Origin of the sequence: Bacteroides sp. MSK.18.37, from assembly GCF_019129155.2 — a bacterium.
Lineage (GTDB): Bacteria > Bacteroidota > Bacteroidia > Bacteroidales > Bacteroidaceae > Bacteroides > Bacteroides ovatus.
In genome coordinates, this window is sequence record NZ_JAHOIB020000001.1 from 1,477,603 (window position 1) to 1,495,054 (window position 17,452).

The following is a 17,452-nucleotide window of genomic DNA, read 5'->3' on the forward strand; positions in this document are numbered from 1 at the left end:
TAATTTTTCACCCTCAAAGATAGTCGATTATTCCAATGCACTCCAACTATTTCCACCATTTTATTTGCGGATCGCGCGTTTTTGCCCATTCTGCAAATTTAGGATATGTTTTATCAATGCGCTGATTCTCCTTTTTAAGATCTAAATTCAAAATAGAAGCGTCCAAACGAGCATCTACATGAATTGCAAACGGAAAACCATCTTTGCAAATGAAATAGGTACCATCTACATCACCACGAGAAATATCAGCTCCGGAAGGGAAACGATTATTCGCACCAGTCGTCGGCTTATGATCTGTCAGATGGACTTCTGTGGCAGAGTTGAATACTTTTATAAAAGGATTATAAGGAGCTACCACCACTGATTTATCAAGAGTAGGATTATTAAATTGTATGGATACCGTATATGTCTTCTCTTGAATATTCTGATTAATCATATCCTCCGCATTCACATTGGATACTCCCAATTCAGCTTTAGCATCCTTGAATAATGTTATCACATTACCTGAATAGGAAGAAGCTTCACTACCATTAACCGTTACTTTAGAAGCTTTACTCAAATCGAAAGGAACTTCATAAGCAAACGAGTTCTTATAATTAGCTCCCGTCCAAGCCAAGGTGAACTTATCAATAATATTAAGAACCTTATTATCTATATTATAATCAACGCTTGACTGATATTTCATGACTACATCATTCAAGTCATAATCTCCTTGTTCCGGCCAGTTATCTTCAAAGCCAAGCACTCCAGAATACATTTCTGTTCCTTGTCGATCACCCGGATTAGGAACATCCGGAACTTCAATAGCAGCAATAGGATTAGAAGAGATAACGAAAGCAACATCATTATAGTCATTTTCACCGTTTTTCCAGTCTTCCATAGTGATAACATTCACTCTATCACCTGCTTTATTTTTTGCTGCAAAAATTGCAGTGTGAGAAATTTTGTCACTATTCAAAGATTTGGTTGAGTAGAACATATTCCCATTAGCCTTGGCATTTACCCAGCCATTATTCCATATCAAGAAACCAATCTTTGTATTTGCCGGAATACGTTCCGGGTCCTTTTGAGGGAAATTACCAGTCTCATTTATATATTTTAAATTAACCGCAACCCCACTATAATAACCTAAACTATTTCCATGTGCGTTAGGAAATATGACACATGCATGCTTTGTTGCCTTCCTTATTTTATCAATAGAAGCATCTTTCGGATAGCAATAATAAGCAAATACACTTTTCGCCCCTGTGTCTCCCCCAAAATAGTTAATAACGACATTTGCATCTTCTTTTATCAGAATATCAGCATTATCAGTAACTAAAGGTCCTACGTTATTCTTTCCTTCCGGAAAATATGTCGTTATATAACTCTTGAGAGTTGCATCCACGTTGATCTTCTTAGAAGCATCCAAATAGTCAGGCTTACCTGAATTTGCATTCCAAGTTCCTAATACGTTCGGGATTACATCTGTAATAAATTTCACCGCAGCCCTTGTTTGTGCACTTCTCGTTGATGAATCCACAGGAGTAACATCAAGAGCATTCTCAAAGGTTATTTTTGCGCTGACATCCGAACCGACAACTTTAGTTTTATACAAAGTCGGCACACCAAAATCCGGAGAATAAATATAAACTTCTGAAACTGCTGTCGGGAAAGAAGCCGGTTTGATATAACGTCCTTGTATATCTGTAAATCCGGTTGCAATGTGTGACACCCCTGCTTTCTTTATAATCTGACCGCCTTCTGCCACATAAGAAAGCGGATTTTCAGCATAAACTTCAAAATAAGCCCTAGGACATTCCTTTCCATAATCAATATTCAATTGAATATTTTTAGTAGTGGCAAAGTCGAAATAGTTATCTAAAGTAACTTCTTCTTTATCTCCTGAATTAGCAGGATCATATACATCTTTCTGTAAACAGCTTGAGAAAGCAACAGAAACAACACTGATAACACATGCTAATTTAGCAATGTTAATCATTCTCTGGGGTAAGTTAAAACACATCATACTTCTCGTTCATTTTATTTGATAGTGCAAATATAAACATAAACTTGCATATTTTAATCACATTATTGATATATTTTTCAAAAAAAAGTTTCTGCAAGCTTCACCTACCCATTTTTAAATATCTTATTAATAAAAAAGGAGAAAGCAAAAAGCCCTCTCCTTCTTTTAAAACTTGTATAATCTGGTCTAATTAATTATTCTCCGGACGAAGTTTACGAACAGTTACAGCAGTCTGCCACATTTCGCTTTCGCGTAATTGACGGAGCTCCTCGTTTAACTTTTCACGATAATCAGGTTGTGAATTACTGTCGATAGAAATCTGTGCTTCGTTACCAGTCTTCACACTGTTATACAACTTTTCAACTACCGGTTTGATAGCATCGTGGAATGGGCCCATCCAATCGAGAGCACCACGTTGAGCAGTAGTAGAGCAGTTAGCGTACATCCAGTCCATACCGTTCTTTGCGAACAACGGCATCAATGACTGTGTCAGTTCTTCCACTGTTTCATTGAATGCTTCAGAAGGACTATGACCGTTTTCACGCAATACTTCGTACTGTGCCAGCAACAAACCTTGGATAGCCCCCATCAATGAACCACGTTCACCTGTCAGGTCAGAAGTAGCCTCACGTTGGAAAGTTGTTTCGAACAGATAACCGGAACCGATACCAATACCCAGTGCGATGGTTCTTTCGTAAGCCTTGCCTGTAGCATCCTGATAGATAGCATAAGAAGAGTTCAAGCCGCGTCCTTCGAGGAACATAGTACGCAAAGATGTACCCGAACCTTTAGGAGCAACCATGATAACGTCGATATCAGCAGGAGGAACTACACCTGTACGGTCGTTCCAAGTGATAGCAAAACCGTGTGAGAAATAAAGAGCTTTTCCAGCAGTCAGGTAAGGCTTGATAGTAGGCCATACTGACATTACTGCTGCGTCAGACAACAGACACATTACAATAGTACCTCTCTCACAAGCTTCTTCGATACCGAACAAAGTTTCACCCGGAACCCATCCGTCTGCTACTGCCTTATCGTATGTTTTTCCTTCACGTTGACCAACGATTACATTGAAACCGTTATCACGCAAGTTCAGTGCCTGTCCAGGACCCTGTACGCCATAACCGATTACAGCGATTGTTTCATTTTTCAATACTTCACGAGCTTTTTCCAATGGAAATTCGTCACGGATTACTACAGTTTCAGTAGTACCTCCAAAATTCAACTGTGCCATTTTCTTTTTGTTTTTAGTTTTTGATGACTTACGCCATCTGTTATTAATTGATTTTATATTCTCACATTTATTCAAATATCACTTTCGAGCGGCAAACAACTTCGTTGCCATTCTTCTTCACTTCTACGTGAAACTCGTTTGCATTCACTTCATCGCAGAAGAAAGAGAGTTCATCACCAAAATAGCTTTCCGCCACATACGCCATTTCAAAACGACGGATACGTTTGGTCTTATACAATTCAATCGGGAACAAATCAAGGATATGTTCGATGTAACGGATGCTGTTTACATGACCATTGATATCTATATCACTGTACTTTGCCGTCAGGGTAGCTATCGACTGATCGCTTGTCACTTTGATACGTGAAGGCTTTTCAATCGGACAAGGCTCATCACAGACATAGTTTACGATACTTCCCCCATGCAAAGTCAACAAGTCGGCAGGCTTGCGGGTATTAAGATTAATCATTGCCCATACGGAACGTGCGTAGCCAATCTTCTTCCCATCCTTATCAATAATAGCAAAATTACGGTCCGTAAACAAACGGTAGACATTTTCCACCCACGTCTGAACCGAGAAATTCTCATACTGATAAGGCATTTCATCCAACTCAATAGCCAGACGTGAAAGCACCCATGTATAATTGTCCTCATTCAGCGTTGCAATACCAAAACCACGGTCATTGGCGTGAAAACCTGCACAATTCAGTAGATGATTTCCCAGTACCCCCATAGTCAGACGTCCGTTGAAGTCAACATGGAACGGTTCTGCCACAAACTGATAAGTCCCTATTCTATTTTCTTCACTCATTATTCTTATTGGTTTTTACTTTGGTTATACATAGCTTCCCGTCCATCGAGAAACTCATTCACCCGTTCAAAACAGCTGGTAGTAATCGCTACACGTCCTGAACGAACAAACTGCAAAACACAATTCAAAGCCTTCAGTTCACCATAGAGCGAAGTTATATCTTCGCTCATTCCATTTTTCTCGACAATAGAAAATACCGGATTGACTTCCACTATACGTGCATTGTATCTACGAATCAGCTTGGATGCTTCCGGATTCTCCTGAAAAGCAGGAGTAGACACCTTATATAATGCAATCTCGTGGAAATAAATCTCATCCTCTGTGAAATAATGTGCCTGAATCACGTCGATCTTCTTTTCGATCTGTTTCACTACCTTCTCAATGATGTCCTTATCAGTCCAGGCTGTTATTGTATACTTATGTACACCTTTAATAGAAGAAGCAGATACATTCAGACTCTCAATATTTATTTGCCGACGGGTAAATACAGCAGTTACCTGATTCAGCAATCCAGCTATATTCTCCGAATGAACAATGATTGTATATAACGTTTTATCACTCATAACTCCAATTTTTTAAATGCGAACTCTCAACTCTCCATTCTCAACTTCTCCTAGCACTCCAGCAACATCTGGTTTACCGACCCCCCCGGAGGAGTCATCGGCAAAACATTGCCTTCTTCCACCACGCAAGCTTCGAGCAGGAACGGACCATCCGTTGCCAGCATTTCAGCAATAGCTTCCTTCAGTTCTTCACGAGTGAAAACACGCTTGGAAGGAATATCATAAGCCGAGGCCACTTTCATATAATCCGGATTCAACATCGGGGTAAACGAATAGCGACGGTTGAAAAACATAGCTTGCCACTGACGTACGTTTCCGAGATAATTATTGTTCAGGCAGATAATCTTCACCGGAGCCTTCTGCTCCATAATCGTACCCAGTTCCTGAATATTCATTTGCAGTCCGCCATCTCCCATAAATACGCATACGGTACGTTCCGGTGCTCCGAAAGTTGCCCCAATAGCTGCGGGAAGCCCGAAGCCCATTGTTCCAAGTCCTCCAGAAGTAATGATACTGCGTTCTTTCGTATATTTAAAGTAGCGTGCAGATATCATCTGATTTTGACCTACATCTGTTACCAAAACAGCTTCATGGTGAGTAGCATCACTAACCGCACGTACCACTTCCCCCATACTCAACGAGTTTGTGGCAGGATGAAGTTCAGGACGGATTACTTTTTCCTCCTCTACTTTCTCATATTCTTTGAAGCTATCAATCCATTCGGTATGAGTGTTCTTTTTCAGGAGTTTCGTCACAGAAGCCAGTGTTTCCTTGCAATCTCCCAATACAGCTACATCTACCTTTACATTCTTATTAACTTCCGCAGGATCGATATCAAAATGAATCACTTTTGCCTGTTTGGCATAAGTAGCCAAATTACCGGTCACACGGTCGTCAAAACGCATACCGACAGCAATCAGCACATCACATTTATTGGTATTGATATTCGGTCCCAGATTGCCGTGCATACCCAACATACCTTTATTCAACGGATGTTCTGTCGGCAAAGCCGAAAGCCCGAGCAGCGTACAACCCGCAGGCATATCCGCTTTTTCGATAAACTCGCGCAATTCGCTCTGTGCATTTCCCAGTTCAACACCTTGTCCAACCAATACAAGCGGACGTTCAGCGTTATTAATCAGTTCGGCAGCAGCCTGTACAGTCTCCTCGTCCGTATCGGGAACAGGAACATAACTACGGATAAAATCGACTTTCGTCGGTTCGTATTTCGTTTTCTCTACTTGCGCATTTTTGGCAAAGTCCAGTACCACCGGCCCCGGACGACCACTACGAGCAATGTAAAACGCACGTGCTACCGCCCAGGCTACATCTTCCGCACGGCGAATCTGATAACTCCATTTAGTGATTGGCTGGGTGATACCTACCAAGTCAACTTCCTGAAAAGCATCCGTCCCAAGAAAGCCTGTTCCTACCTGTCCGGCAATCACCACGATAGGCGTACTATCGATCATCGCATCTGCAATGCCTGTTACCGTATTGGTTGCTCCGGGACCGCTCGTCACCAGGCAAACACCTACATCACCCGATACACGGGCATAACCCTGTGCGGCATGGGCAGCTCCCTGTTCGTGACGAACCAAGATATGGTTCAATATATTTTGATGATCGTACAAGGCATCGAATACCGGCATAATAGAACCACCGGGGTAACCAAAGATGGTAGTCACTCCCTGATGTTCCAAGGAGCGCATCAAAGCCTCTGCACCTGTTATTAAATCTTTCATATTAGTTGATAGTTGATAAATGATAAATGATAGTTGAGAAATGACAGTTGAAAATGAATGGTTTACAATCATTGCGCTAAGTGCTGCGCAGCTAACTATTACCTATCAACTATCACCAACTATATTATATAATTCTCACTGCTCCCTTATCGGCAGAGCTTACCATGCTGGCATACGCCTTCAGGCTCTTCGGTACATAACGGTCACGAGTGACAGGAGTCATCGGACGGGCCGCCAGTTCTTCATCCGTCAGTCGCACGTTAATCTTCCGGGCCGGAATATCGATTTCGATAATGTCTCCGTCTACAATTTTTCCGATATTGCCTCCAGCTGCCGCTTCAGGAGAAATATGTCCGATACTCAATCCGGAAGTTCCACCGCTGAAACGTCCGTCGGTAATCAAAGCACATTCTTTTCCGAGATGACGGGATTTTATATAAGAGGTAGGATAAAGCATTTCCTGCATACCGGGACCACCCTTCGGACCTTCGTGCGTGATGACGACGACGTCTCCACTGACGACTCGACCTCCGAGGATGCCTTCACAGGCTGCTTCTTGCGAATCAAATACTTTGGCAGGTCCGGTAAACTTCCAGATACTTTCGTCTACACCTGCTGTTTTTACTACACAACCGTCTTGAGCAATATTGCCTTTCAATACGGCCAGTCCGCCGTCTTTACTGTAAGCATGTTCCAAGTCACGGATACATCCGTTTGCACGGTCCTTATCCAGTTCCTTATAGTACATACCTTGTGAACCAAGTACGAGATTGAATTTATTTCCGGCTGCGCTCGAATATTTCTTAATTGCTTTTTCGCTCACATTCGGGCTGGTGATTGAATATTCATTAATAGCTTCTGCCAGTGACATTCCGTCTACCCGGCGAACGGATGTATCTATCAAACCGCCCTTTGCCAGTTCGTCCATAATGGCAATGATACCACCGGCACGGTTTACATCCTGAATATGATATTTCTGTGTATTGGGAGCCACCTTGCAGAGGCAAGGAGCCTTGCGGGAAAGCATGTCGATATCATCCATCTTGAAGTCTACCTCTGCTTCGTGAGCAACAGCCAACAAGTGAAGAACCGTATTGGTAGATCCCCCCATTGCTATATCCAGCGTCATGGCGTTCAGGAAAGCCTGACGGGTAGCGATGCTACGGGGAAGTACACTTTCGTCTCCTTCTTCATAATATAATTTTGCATTTTTCACGATCAGTTCCGCAGCGTCTTTGAAAAGTTGCGTACGGTTTTCGTGTGTCGCTACAATGGTTCCGTTGCCGGGAAGAGCCAGTCCGATTGCTTCATTCAGGCAGTTCATCGAGTTGGCGGTAAACATACCGGAGCAGCATCCGCAAGTAGGACAAGCATTTTGCTCGATATTCGCTACTTCCTGATCGCTAACACTTTCGTCGGCCGATTTAATCATCGCATCGATCAAATCCAGGTGCTGGCCATTCCATTCTCCCGCTTCCATCGGACCACCCGATACAAATACGGCAGGGATATTCAGACGCATAGCCGCCATCAACATTCCGGGAGTGATCTTATCGCAATTGCTGATGCATACCATTGCATCTGCCTTGTGCGCATTGACCATATATTCTACGCTGTCTGCAATGATGTCACGTGAAGGAAGCGAATAAAGCATACCGTCATGTCCCATTGCTATACCGTCGTCGATAGCTATTGTATTGAATTCCGCAGCGAAGCATCCTAGCTTCTCAATCTCTGCCTTCACCAGCTGACCGATTTCATGTAGGTGTACATGCCCCGGGACAAACTGTGTGAACGAATTGACGATAGCGATAATGGGTTTACCCATCTGATTCTTCTTCATGCCGTTGGCTGCCCACAATGCACGGGCTCCCGCCATCCGACGGCCTTGTGTACTAAACGAACTGCGTAATTGCTTTTTCATTTCAATCTATCTTTTAATTAAAGAGCCTTCCTCACACAAGTGAGAAAGGCTCTAAATTCTATCTTTTATGGTACGAACACATACAACACAAAAACCTTTCTCACGCTCTTGATGGGACCACCACGACGCGAATAATATGCAGGACTGCTAGGTTAATAGATGTATGTAACATATTCATATCTTCTTTTCTTTATTTTCGTGCTGCAAAGGTAAGGGCTTTTTTATTATATCCAAACAAATCGAAGAAAAAAATCACTTAAAAGCGAATAATTGTAAGAAAAGAGAGGTATTATTTCTCTATTTTATCACTTAAAGGTTGAATTTACAACTATTATCTAACTGCGCGCCTCACTTTCTTTTTCTGACAAAAGCACTTAATAATCTGAAATTTACCCTCCCTATACCGGAGTACAAGCAAATAATTCGTATCTTTGTAGACCCGTATTTACGGGAATTATTAATCAGAAACAAAAAAGATCAGATGGAAACAGTAGAAAACAAGTACATTACCGTTGCATACAAACTATATACAATGGAAGATGGTGAAAAAGAGTTGTTCGAAGAAGCAAAAGCAGAACATCCCTTTCAATTCATTTCAGGATTAGGAACAACACTCGAAGATTTCGAAAATCAGATAACTGCTCTTTCTAAAGGTGATAAATTTGATTTTACCATTCCGGCAGATAAGGCTTACGGACAATATGACGAACAACACGTTATTGACCTCCCCAAAAATATTTTTGAAATAGATGGCAAGTTTGATAGCGAACGTATTAAAGAAGGTAACATCGTACCTTTGATGACTGGCGACGGTCAGCGCGTAAATGCCAGCGTAGTAGAAATCAAACCGGATGTTGTAGTAGTTGACCTCAATCACCCGTTGGCTGGTGCCGACCTGATTTTCGAAGGTGAAATACTGGAAAGCCGTCCTGCTACTAACGAAGAAATCCAGGAATTGGTGAAAATGATGAGTGGCGAAGGTGGTTGCGGTTGCGGATGCGACAGCTGCGGTGATGGCTGTGGCGACGACTGCGGTTGCGAAGGCGGACACTGTCATTAATTGAAGTATTAAGTATAAAGTATTAAGTATTAATTCCGTGCGGATATAACCGGAGTTTTAATACTTAATACTTTTTTTATGCCGTCATTCCGGCTAATACTTAATGCCTAATACTTAATACTTGATACTTAATACTTAAAATCAGCATCCTTTGTGCGTCATGATGTCAAGTACCATTTTATCCGTTTCGTTCATGGCTTGCGAGCCGATTCTTGTCAGGTTACGGATACTTTGGTCTACATCTTCATCTATAATTCCTTCTACGGAAGTCACACAACGGTCTTCCATTGCCATCATGGCAGACAGTACGGCTGTCGAAACTCCGGTGGTTACCTTCAAGGCACAACTCGGTTTTGCACCGTCACAAATCATTCCTGTCAAATTGGCAATCATGTTTTGAACAGCGAAAGCAACCTGATTGTAGTTTCCTCCCATTAACCAGGTGATTCCACAACTGGAACCTGTGGCAGCTACCACACAACCACACAAAGCAGACAAACGTCCCAAACTTTGTTTGATATATATAACAGTGAGATGGCTAAGCATTAAAGCACGGATCAGTTCTTCTTCACTTTTTCCGTTTTCTTCTGCAAAGACAACGACAGGAAGTGTAGCGGATATCCCCTGATTACCACTGCCGGAATTACTCATTACAGGAATCATAGCACCGGCCATACGGGCGTCACAGGCAGCCGACGTATAAGAGAGGATATGAGAAAACACGCTATCCCCCATCACTTTATGCTCATAAGTTCCCCGAAGCATTTTCCCTAAAGAATGTCCGTAGTTACCTTTAAAGGCTTGCTCGGCAGCAGCTTTGTTCAAATGGGCTGTGTCAAGGATGAAACGGATTTCATCCAGCGGAGCAGTCAGTGCAAAGTCATATACTTTACGCAAGTTTAGTTCGGGCGAAGCCTCTTCCTCTTCCTCGCTGACTGTCTGTTGCTTGTCGAGCAACGTTTGTTCATTTTTGGCTATATATATAAAGGTAGTATGTCCACCGGCAATGATGGCTTTAGCCGTTTTATCTTCCGTTTTACAAATCACTTCGATATACAGCTTTTCCGTAATATCTTCTTTTAGAGAAATACAAATCCGTTTTTCTGCGATGAATTGTTTTCCCTGCTCCACCGCTTCCGGCGTACAATCCCTCAATACCTCCAACTGATAATCTGATTTGCCAATCAACGCACCCAAAGCAACCGCTATGGGAAGCCCGACCATACCCGTTCCCGGTATTCCGACTCCCATGGCATTCTTTAATATATTAGCACTTAACAGGACTTCTATCTTTTCCGGTTTCGCTCCCAGTGTTTCGGCAGCTTTAGCTACACAAAGCGCTACTGCGATAGGTTCCGTACATCCGATAGCCGGAATGACCTCCTTCTTAATCAATTCTATAATTTGCCTTCTTTCTGATTCAGTCATGGACTTATAAGTTTTGGTTCCACAAAAATAGGAAATTCTTTCTTTTCCAACATTCTATAATGAACAAATAAAATCTCATATTGTTATAAAACCTCCCATACACCAAACTTTAACAGAAAGAATTGATAGAAAAATGAAAGCAAAACACATAGTTGTTTATTTGCTACTAGCTATTGTTTCCTCTTCATGTATCCGCGAAGAAGCTCTCAATGCAGAAGCAGACATATTAAGTTGTATACTACCGGGAGTAGCCATGACAACCAGTCCTATTATTAACAATAATTCCATAACTATCTTTGTTGGTCCGGGAACTGATATTTCAGAACTCAAGCCTGAATTTACACTGACTCCGGGAGCTGCGATCAGTCCGCTTAGCGGCACGGAACGAAACTTCAATACCCCACAGGAATATACTGTCACAGCTGCCGATGGTGTTTGGAAGAAAATGTATACCGTATCAGTGATCGACACGGAACTTGCCACGAACTATAATTTCGAAGATACACTGGGCGGAAAGAAGTACTATATATTTGTGGAACGCGAAGGAGATAAGGTCGTCATGGAATGGGCCAGCGGAAATGCGGGTTATGCCATGACCGGAGTAGCTAAAACAGCCGATGATTATCCCACTTTCCAAATAACAGACGGAAAAGCCGGCAAATGCCTCTCCTTAGTGACACGCAGTACCGGATTCTTCGGCCAGATAGCAGGAATGCCTATTGCGGCAGGAAATCTGTTTATCGGCTCTTTCGATGTGAATAACGCTATGAGCAATCCTCTGAAAGCAACCAAATTCGGCCTCCCTTTCCGGCATGTACCCACTTATCTGGCAGGTTATTATAAATACAAAGCGGGAGATCAGTTTACAGAAGGAGGAAAGCCAGTGAACGGGAAACGGGACATCTGTGACATATATGCCATCATGTACGAAACCAGCGAATCTGTTCCTACTCTTGACGGAACGAATGCATTCACCAGTCCGAACCTGATTTCAACAGCACGGATTAATAATGCCAAAGAAACGAACGAATGGACTTACTTTAAACTTCCTTTCATCACTCTCCCCGGAAAATTCATTGATAAGGAGAAGCTAAGGGATGGGAAATATAATATAGCCATCGTGTTCACCTCAAGCCTGGAAGGAGATCATTTTAACGGAGCAATCGGAAGTACATTACTGATCGACGAGGCAGAGTTAATCTATCGCTCGGAAAATTAGCGGGATTTCGAAGAAGAATTTCCCATAGCAATACGCTGATAATGCGCTCAAGCAATGTACTCATACAAAACGTGCACATTATCAAACGAACGGAATTAAATAACTTTATAACAATCATAATGATAAGAATCTATCCGTATATATTCAGTTTACTAGCCTGTATAGGAATAGCTCTCCCCGGCTATTCACAGGTAGACCGAAATGAAACACTGATCCGTTCCGCCCTTCACGGACTGGAATATGAAATCAAAGCAGGTTTCAGCATTGGCGGCACAGCCCCGCTTCCCCTTCCGGTAGAAATCCGTTCGATTGACGGATATAACCCGACACTGGCCATCAGCATAGGGGGCGAAGTAACCAAATGGATTGCCGTTCAGAACAAACTCGGGATCATAGTCGGACTCCGGCTCGAAAACAAAGCAATGACCACCGAAGCCACCGTAAAAAATTACAATATGGAAATTCTCGGACAAGGAGGTGAAAGAATCAGCGGAGTATGGACGGGCGGAGTGAAAACCAAAGTACATACCGCCGGACTAACTATACCTCTAATGGCTACCTACAAACTAAGTAACCGATGGAACATCAAAGCCGGACCTTATTTCTCGTATCTGCTTTCAAGAGAATTTTCAGGTCATGTGTACGAAGGATATTTGCGGGAAGATGATCCCACCGGTCCGAAAGTAGAATTTACCGACGACAAAATTGCAACCTACGATTTCTCGGACGACTTGAGACATTTCCAGTGGGGATTACAGGTGGGAGCCGGATGGCGAGCTTTCAAGCACCTCAATGTGTATGCTGATCTCACCTGGGGATTGAACGATATATTTAAAAGCGATTTTAATACAATCACTTTTGCAATGTATCCTATCTATTTGAATATAGGTTTTGGGTACGCATTTTAAGTCTCACCACAGATTACACAGATTAACACAGATTGATTTATAAGTCATAGACTATCAATATAAATAATCTGTGTAATCTGTGGTGAACAAGAAATTAATTTCCACCAGACTCTGCCACCTGTTTCACTCCGGAGTAGGTCACCTTTACAGTCTGTTGCAATGTAGGCACTTTCACGTTAATGGTCATGTCTGCATTTCCATCTTCTACCGTTCCTGTAACAGTTACAGGACAAGTACCCAAAGCAGCGGCATTTCCCTCAAACGTAAGGTCTTGCTGTCCGGTAAATGTAGACACACCTTCCCCTTTCTTCACTTCACACTTATCAACAACAATATCTCCAAACTTCAGAATCTGTTGATTGATGAACAATTCAAACTCCTTCAGTTCAATCTTCACTTCCGTATTGCTGACCTGCGATAGGGTAATAAACTTCTCTATTCCATCTCCTATGACAATTTCCTGGTCAGAACCATCCGGTATCATGGATATATCCAGATTTCCCCAATACGTTCCGACTACATCCGGAGCCGTTATCACAGCTTCCTCTTCAGGAGGATTCCCATTATCCTTGTTATCACTGTCGTCATCGTCACTGCTACAAGCAGCAAAGAAAGTAAGAGAGCAGACCAATGCCAATAAATACAATAGATTCTTTTTCATACGTCTTTGGTTTAGTTATTATAATAAATTCGTCCCTTATAAACTAAAAAGAAGAAAAAAGGTTCAATATGCTTCCTTTTTCGAAGATATTTCGAGTTCACAACTTTCTTATCGAAAACTTTGTTATATTTGCATATAGTAATTTTAAAAAAGCCACAACTATGTTTAATTCATTTGGCAATATCTTTCGGCTCACAAGTTTCGGTGAGTCTCATGGAAAAGGAGTTGGAGGAGTGATTGACGGATTTCCGGCAGGAATTGTCATCGACGAAGAATTTGTACAACAAGAACTTAATCGTCGCCGTCCGGGACAATCCATTCTTACCACTGCACGTAAAGAAGCTGATAAAGTTGAGTTTCTTTCAGGTATTTTTGAGGGGAAATCCACCGGATGCCCTATTGGTTTTATCGTTTGGAATGAAAACCAACACTCCAATGACTACAACAATCTGAAAAATGTATATCGTCCTTCACACGCTGATTACACGTACACAGTGAAGTACGGAATCCGTGACCACCGTGGCGGCGGACGTTCTTCCGCACGCGAAACGATTTCGCGCGTGGTAGCCGGCGCATTGGCTAAGCTGGCACTCCGCCAATTGGGAGTCAACATCACTGCCTATACCTCGCAGGTAGGTCCTATCAAACTGGAGGGTACTTACTCGGACTATAATTTCGACCTGATAGAAACCAACGATGTACGTTGTCCGGACCCTGAAAAAGCAAAAGAAATGGCAGACCTTATATATAAGGTAAAAGGTGAAGGCGATACCATCGGAGGTACACTGACCTGTGTCATTAAGGGATGCCCCATCGGATTGGGACAACCTGTTTTCGGTAAACTTCATGCTGCCCTGGGTAACGCCATGTTAAGCATCAACGCTGCCAAAGCATTCGAATACGGTGAAGGATTCAAGGGATTGAAAATGAAAGGTTCCGAACAGAACGATGTTTTCTATAACAATAACGGACGGATCGAGACGCACACCAATCACTCCGGAGGTATTCAGGGAGGATTGAGTAATGGTCAGGATATCTATTTCCGTGTAGTGTTCAAACCGATTGCCACGCTGCTGATGGAACAGGAAACTGTCAACATTGATGGCGTCGACACCACTCTGAAAGCACGCGGACGTCATGACGCTTGTGTATTACCTCGTGCCGTACCTATCGTAGAAGCAATGGCTGCCATGACCATACTCGATTATTACTTACTGGATAAAACGACGCAACTCTAATGAACGAGATTCAGAAATACATAGCGGCACACGAACCAAAGATGATGGATGACTTGTTCAGCCTTATTCGCATTCCCAGTATCAGTGCTCTGCCAGAGCACCACGACGATATGCTGGCTTGTGCGGAACGCTGGGCACAACTGTTATTGGAAGCAGGTGTGGACGAAGCATTGGTAATGCCCTCACAGGGCAATCCGGTTGTTTTCGCTCAAAAGATCGTGAACCCGGATGCAAAGACTGTATTAATCTACGCTCATTACGATGTGATGCCGGCCGAACCATTGGAACTCTGGAAAAGCGAACCGTTTGAACCGGAAATACGTGACGGACATATCTGGGCACGTGGAGCGGATGATGACAAAGGACAATCGTTCATTCAGGTGAAAGCATTTGAATATCTCGTCAAAAACGGATTACTGAAGAATAATGTGAAGTTCATCTTCGAGGGTGAAGAAGAAATAGGTTCACCCAGTCTGGAAGCTTTCTGCGAAGAACATAAAGAATTGCTGAAAGCAGACGTTATTCTGGTGTCGGATACGAGTATGCTAGGAGCTGAACTGCCCTCATTGACTACTGGTCTGCGCGGGCTGGCTTATTGGGAAATAGAAGTGACGGGACCGAATCGTGACTTGCATTCCGGACATTTCGGGGGTGCGGTAGCCAATCCGATCAACGCGCTTTGCCAGATTATTAGCAAAGTAACGGATGCCGACGGACGTATCACTGTTCCCGGATTCTACGATGATGTGGAAGAAGTGCCGCAAACCGAACGGGAAATGATAGCCCATATTCCTTTTGACGAAAAGAAATACAAAGAAGCAATCGGTGTAAAAGAGCTTTTCGGAGAAAAAGGATATAGCACATTGGAACGTAACAGTTGCCGTCCGTCTTTTGACGTATGTGGCATTTGGGGCGGATATACAGGAGAAGGTTCTAAAACCGTACTGCCTTCAAAGGCTTATGCTAAAGTATCTTGCCGGTTAGTACCGCATCAGGATCACCATAAGATTTCGCAAATGTTCGCAGATTATATTCTTAGTATCGCGCCTGATACAGTACAGGTAAAAGTGACTCCCATGCACGGGGGACAAGGATATGTGTGCCCGATTTCACTTCCTGCCTATCAGGCAGCAGAGAAAGGTTTCGAGATCGCTTTCGGGAAAAAGCCGTTGGCGGTACGCCGTGGCGGAAGTATTCCCATCATCTCTACTTTCGAACAGGTATTGGGAATCAAAACCGTATTGATGGGATTTGGACTCGAATCGAATGCGATCCATTCTCCGAACGAGAACTGCTCATTGGATATCTTCCGGAAAGGGATAGAGGCAGTCATAGAGTTTCATCAGGAATATGCCAGACGATAAAGCGGATAAATAACAACCAAGTTATAAACGATACATATAAAAGAGTGGTGGATAAGCTTGATTACAAGCATTTATCCACCACTCTTTTATATATCTACCACACCGACAAATTACATGACCGGAGTCTCAAAAAGGAAGGTAAATGATTGGCTGTCTTTCAAATCCTTCACTGCATCACCCGCATAAATTTCGCCCTTTGTCAGAGACAGTTTCTTAATGCCGGCTTTCGGACTAAAATCAATTTTCTTCAAATCCAGCCAAAACAAATTCGGAGTCAGGGTAGATTCGAAATAATATACCTTATTCTTCTGATCGGATACGGAACGCCAACGGGTAGAAGATATATAAGGCTTCTCCGGTGTATTAATACCAAATGGCACGGAAACATTACGCATCACACTCAATACGCTGGGAACTGCAATTTTTGCATCCGCAATTTGTGGAATAGCATGAATGTAGAATGAAGCCCGTACAAAACGGTCGCTTGCTCGGTTGGTTCCCGGTAACATCTGTAAGCCACCGATTTCCTTCCAGTAATCATTAATGGCCAACTGCTGTTCATATCGAGGAGAATTTGTCATCACCCGGTATTCTTTTCCTTCGTGAATACTTAATTTCCCATCCAGATATTCCAATACAGCCGTATTGCCTGTTTCATCGGTTATGGCCAGATGTAAGGTAGACTCCGGTCCTCCATTCGGCATACGGGGAGCATCAATGCGGAAAGTCTCCTTTTTCAATTCATCCACCGCTTCGCGTACCGTGGCAAAGTTATCAAGCACATACTGTGTCCAAATGCTGATGCCCATTGCCGGACGGGTATCGCCGGGAAGAGAGTAAATGGATTCCGGCAAGAAAAGCAGGCTAGCCACTAATCCTTTCTCGTTCATTCCGTCACAAGTACCTATATCATATCCTGTAGCAATCACACTTCCATATTTGGAAGTCCAGTTCACAGTTTTCTCTTTGTTATGTCCCATACGTTGGATGCCACGCGGAAATACATAGATATTCGTCATGATATCTTCCTTCCAGTCCATTGTACGTCCTGTTACCACCATCTGGTCAGGGCCTATATACACTGCACGCGTACATGCTTCTACAGGCTGTACACTCATCAAAGAGACGGCAGCCAACACCAATGCAACTCCTGCTAATTTTTTCTTCATGTTCATTCTATTTAAATAATTGATCTTCTTATTTATAAATAACAAACGCGCCACGATTATTGCCTAAAAGAAAGAGGATTTTAATGAAAAAAAGGCATTTATTCAATGCAGGAAGAAATT

Annotated in this window: 14 protein-coding genes; 5 read left to right on the top strand and 9 right to left on the bottom strand. The window is 42.8% G+C overall.

Going from position 1 to position 17,452, the window contains the following annotated elements:
* Positions 1–46 precede the first annotated feature (46 nt).
* The 6 genes from KSX81_RS06230 to ilvD form a co-directional block, all read right to left on the bottom strand.
* On the bottom strand, positions 47–2,008 hold the full coding sequence (locus KSX81_RS06230) for an LruC domain-containing protein (RefSeq protein WP_052587952.1): 1,962 nt from the start codon (positions 2,006–2,008) through the stop codon (positions 47–49).
* Between the two features lie 190 nt (positions 2,009–2,198).
* The gene (ilvC, locus tag KSX81_RS06235; protein WP_004321861.1) at positions 2,199–3,242 is read right to left on the bottom strand and encodes a ketol-acid reductoisomerase; all 1,044 of its coding nucleotides are present in this window, start codon (positions 3,240–3,242) and stop codon (positions 2,199–2,201) included.
* Between the two features lie 67 nt (positions 3,243–3,309).
* The gene (locus KSX81_RS06240) at positions 3,310–4,053 is read right to left on the bottom strand and encodes an acyl-[acyl-carrier-protein] thioesterase (RefSeq protein ID WP_004299477.1); all 744 of its coding nucleotides are present in this window, start codon (positions 4,051–4,053) and stop codon (positions 3,310–3,312) included.
* A 5-nt stretch (positions 4,054–4,058) separates the two neighbouring features.
* Complete coding sequence (ilvN, locus tag KSX81_RS06245) at positions 4,059–4,616, bottom strand: acetolactate synthase small subunit (RefSeq protein ID WP_004299476.1); 558 nt, start codon at positions 4,614–4,616, stop codon at positions 4,059–4,061.
* A 50-nt stretch (positions 4,617–4,666) separates the two neighbouring features.
* Complete coding sequence (gene ilvB, locus KSX81_RS06250; RefSeq protein ID WP_004299475.1) at positions 4,667–6,361, bottom strand: biosynthetic-type acetolactate synthase large subunit; 1,695 nt, start codon at positions 6,359–6,361, stop codon at positions 4,667–4,669.
* A 124-nt stretch (positions 6,362–6,485) separates the two neighbouring features.
* Positions 6,486–8,285, bottom strand: a complete 1,800-nt coding sequence (ilvD, locus tag KSX81_RS06255) for a dihydroxy-acid dehydratase (RefSeq protein ID WP_004312414.1) — start codon at positions 8,283–8,285, stop codon at positions 6,486–6,488.
* 481 nt (positions 8,286–8,766) lie between these two features.
* Here ilvD and KSX81_RS06260 point away from each other — a divergent pair, with 481 nt between their 5' ends.
* Complete coding sequence (locus KSX81_RS06260) at positions 8,767–9,345, top strand: peptidylprolyl isomerase (protein ID WP_004313581.1); 579 nt, start codon at positions 8,767–8,769, stop codon at positions 9,343–9,345.
* 141 nt (positions 9,346–9,486) lie between these two features.
* On the opposite strand, the gene KSX81_RS06265 is transcribed toward KSX81_RS06260, so the two are convergent.
* Positions 9,487–10,773 (bottom strand): serine dehydratase subunit alpha family protein, encoded by a 1,287-nt coding sequence (locus KSX81_RS06265; protein ID WP_004299472.1) that lies wholly within the window; start codon positions 10,771–10,773, stop codon positions 9,487–9,489.
* Between the two features lie 133 nt (positions 10,774–10,906).
* On the opposite strand from KSX81_RS06265, the gene KSX81_RS06270 reads away from it, so the two are divergent.
* A complete protein-coding gene (locus KSX81_RS06270) occupies positions 10,907–11,992 on the top strand; it encodes a PCMD domain-containing protein (RefSeq protein ID WP_004299471.1) in 1,086 nt (361 codons plus the stop codon).
* Positions 11,993–12,111: 119 nt separating this feature from the next.
* The gene (locus KSX81_RS06275; RefSeq protein ID WP_004321862.1) at positions 12,112–12,900 is read left to right on the top strand and encodes a porin family protein; all 789 of its coding nucleotides are present in this window, start codon (positions 12,112–12,114) and stop codon (positions 12,898–12,900) included.
* A gap of 94 nt (positions 12,901–12,994) precedes the next feature.
* Here KSX81_RS06275 and KSX81_RS06280 read toward each other — a convergent pair whose 3' ends face one another.
* Positions 12,995–13,561 carry a calycin-like domain-containing protein gene (locus tag KSX81_RS06280; protein WP_004299469.1) on the bottom strand — a complete coding sequence of 189 codons (567 nt, stop codon included), beginning with the start codon at positions 13,559–13,561 and terminating at the stop codon, positions 12,995–12,997.
* 161 nt (positions 13,562–13,722) lie between these two features.
* On the opposite strand from KSX81_RS06280, the gene aroC reads away from it, so the two are divergent.
* Both aroC and KSX81_RS06290 read left to right on the top strand, forming a co-directional pair.
* On the top strand, positions 13,723–14,799 hold the full coding sequence (aroC, locus tag KSX81_RS06285; RefSeq protein ID WP_004321863.1) for a chorismate synthase: 1,077 nt from the start codon (positions 13,723–13,725) through the stop codon (positions 14,797–14,799).
* Entirely contained in the window at positions 14,799–16,163 is a 1,365-nt protein-coding gene (locus KSX81_RS06290) for a dipeptidase (RefSeq protein ID WP_004299465.1), read from the top strand. The genes aroC and KSX81_RS06290 overlap by 1 nt, the downstream gene beginning before the upstream one ends.
* A 110-nt stretch (positions 16,164–16,273) precedes the next feature.
* Here the strand turns inward: KSX81_RS06290 and KSX81_RS06295 are convergent, their stop codons facing one another.
* Positions 16,274–17,332 carry a linear amide C-N hydrolase gene (locus tag KSX81_RS06295; RefSeq protein WP_128858030.1) on the bottom strand — a complete coding sequence of 353 codons (1,059 nt, stop codon included), beginning with the start codon at positions 17,330–17,332 and terminating at the stop codon, positions 16,274–16,276.
* Positions 17,333–17,452: the final 120 nt, after the last annotated feature.